Here is a 2,647-nt window from a genome sequence, read left to right on the forward strand (position 1 = left end):
CGCCGCAGATCTCGTCGATGCTCCAGAGTGGACTGTCGCTGATCGTCATCATCGTTTATGCGATACAGGGCCTCGATCCGGTCAACCAGTTGTTCTACTGGGGCGGTGCGCTCGGTGGGTTCGGTGTGCTGTCGTTGTGCATCGCGACCAGCCTCGCGGTCATTGTCTACTTCGGACGGAGTGCGGGCGGCGGGGAACCCCTGTGGCGCTGGGCGCTGGCGCCGGCGGTGTCGGCCGTGGCACTCGCGGTGTTGCTCTTCTTCGTGACGCGAGACTTCCACAACCTGCTCGCCGTCGCGCCGGACAGCCCGTTGCGCTGGGTCTTCCCCGCGCTGTTCGGCGCGCTCGCGCTCGGCGGAGCGGGGTGGGGGCTGGTGTTGCGGTCCAAGCAGCCCGAGGTCTATGCCACCATCGGTCTCGGCGCCGAAGCGACCGCCGGTGTGGCGTTGCCCGCGCCCTCGGACGTGTCACGCCAATAGCTCGGACAACACGCGTCGCCGTGCCCCGTCCGGGTCGGGCCGGCTCGGGTCCCACGTGCACGCGATGTTGACCGCGGCCACGCGACCCGTGGCCAGGACCGTGCGCGCGGCTTGAAGGACCGCGGGGATGCCGGGGCCACCAGGCGCCGGATAGCGCAGCCCGGGAAGCTCGGCGGGGTTGATGACGTCGAGGTCGAGGTTGAGCAGGATCGGCCCGGACGGGAGCTCGATGCTCGGCAGGTCGGCGACGGACACGTGCCGCACGCGGGACGAAGCCAGGTATTCCGCCTCGGGCGGGTCGAGATCGCGCGCGTCCACGAGGACCACGCGGTCTTCCGACGGCGGGCGCAGACCCAGCCGCCCGGCGAGCAGGTCGGCGCGGTAGCCCATGAGCAGCCGCAGCGCCATGCCGCCCAGATAGCCCGATGAGGTGGTCTCCAGCGTCTGCACGTCGCCGTGGGCGTCGCACCAGACGATCGCCGGGTCGAGGCCCGCACGTTGCAGGCCCGCTGCCATGGCTATCGAAATCGTGCAGTCGCCGGAAACAACTGTCTTCTCGTCGGCGTGCGCCACCTCACGGGCCACCGTCTCGTAAAGCGCGGTCAAGCGCCCCCACACATCGGCGCCGGGCGGCAACTGCGCGGTCACCTCGGTCGTGTCGGTGCCGGGCGGGAGCGCGGCGCGAAGCTCTGCCTGGTACTCGTCAAGATGGTATGGAACAAAAAGGATCGGCACGCCGCAACCCTAACAATCACGGTGGGGCCCAAAAGGGCGGCCGCAAAATGTCGCAGGAATGCGCTAGCCTGCATCCCGTGCCGCCACCCTCAGCATTCAGGCAGACGTTCGCGGTCGTCATCTCGGCGGCGCGTCTGCTCTGGCGCCATTGGCCGACGCTGCTCGTGCTGGCGTTGGCCGGCTTCATGGCGCGCGGGTTGCTTATCGACGTGTCGGCCGCGGCCAGCGAGATCCACAAGGCGGTCGGCCTGGTCGTGTTCGCACTGGTGCCGCTGAGCATGCTGACCGCACTGGTGCTCATGATGCGCACGGTGCGGGCGTCGCTTCCCGATCCGCCGCCGGCAACCGGTGCGGACGCCGACGCCAAGACGAGTGTGTGGGCCCACTACGCCAGCATTCTCGTGCCGTTCCTGGCGGTCTACGCGGCCTACGACTACTTCAAGGACGACGAGGCCAACTACCGCTACGCCATCTTCGAGCAGGAGGTCCTGGCCAACCCCGACAGCATCAACAACCCGTCCGCGGTCGACATCATCGAGCGTCTGCCACAGCACATCGACACCTCGCTGGTGTTCGTGATCGGTGCGGCCATCCTGCTGCGCATGCTGCTCGGCCAGATCGCCAAGAAGCATGACCATGTCGCGCTCGGGCTGGGGCGGGGCTATCTGGAGGCGACCTGGATCGCGCTGAGCGCCACCTCCGTGGCCGGGCTTACCGGGACTGTCTACGACTGGACCGTGGAGCGCAAGGTGGTCGCCTGGTTCGCGGGCCTCGTCGACCGGTTCACCGCGCTGTTCGGGCCGCTGTCGGGGGTGGCCGAGGCGGTCGTCGGCTGGTTCGGCGAGATCCTGGGCTCGCTCGACGCACTCGTCGTCGTGCCCATCGCCTGGCTCACCATCGGCTGTGTCGTCTATGGACACAAGCTGGTGTCGCCGGACGCGGCCGACGACGACCCGGCCGAGCTCGAGCCCGTGCGCCGGGGTCTGGCGCGTCTCCCGGCGGCAGCGCGCAAGGCGCTCCAACCGGTGCGCAACGACACCCGCGACCGGTTCGGGCCGATGGTGCGCGGGTTCCGCCTGCTCAAGCAGGCCGGGCTGCCGACGATGCTGCTGTTCTGCGTCGCGTTCGTGGTGGCACAGGCCGTCCCGTCCTGGCTGTGGGAGCTGGAGCGGCTGATCGTGGGGCCGCGCGACTTCGACACCTTCTGGCGCCCCGTCTCCGGCCCGCTGAGCCTGATCAACTCGGCCATCGGCGCCGTGCTCATCATCTGCCTCGTGACCGCGGCGGTCGACTATGTGCTACGCCTGCCGCAGCCCGCGTCCGGCGAGCCCGCCGGCGCGCAGCCCGCGCCGATCGATCCCGCCTCGGGCTCGGGCAGCGCGCAGCCGGCCACACCCGACCCTCAGCCGGGCCCCGGCGACCCACCGGTCGTG

2 protein-coding genes and 1 pseudogene are annotated in these 2,647 nt (G+C 69.8%); 2 read left to right on the forward strand and 1 reads right to left on the reverse strand.

The window, feature by feature from the left end; genetic code table 11:
* Positions 1-479: pseudogene (locus DM816_RS41345) on the forward strand (amino acid permease); the annotation flags it as partial.
* On the opposite strand, the gene DM816_RS41350 reads toward DM816_RS41345, so the two are convergent.
* Complete coding sequence (locus DM816_RS41350) at positions 468-1,214, reverse strand: arginase family protein (protein ID WP_117215877.1); 747 nt, start codon at positions 1,212-1,214, stop codon at positions 468-470. The pseudogene DM816_RS41345 and the gene DM816_RS41350 overlap by 12 nt on opposite strands.
* 77 nt (positions 1,215-1,291) lie before the next feature.
* Here DM816_RS41350 and DM816_RS41355 point away from each other — a divergent pair.
* Positions 1,292-2,647: hypothetical protein (locus DM816_RS41355; RefSeq protein WP_162908407.1), on the forward strand; the 1,356-nt coding region annotated here is incomplete at its 3' end.

This window comes from Allorhizocola rhizosphaerae, from assembly GCF_003426775.1.
Taxonomy (GTDB): domain Bacteria; phylum Actinomycetota; class Actinomycetes; order Mycobacteriales; family Micromonosporaceae; genus Allorhizocola; species Allorhizocola rhizosphaerae.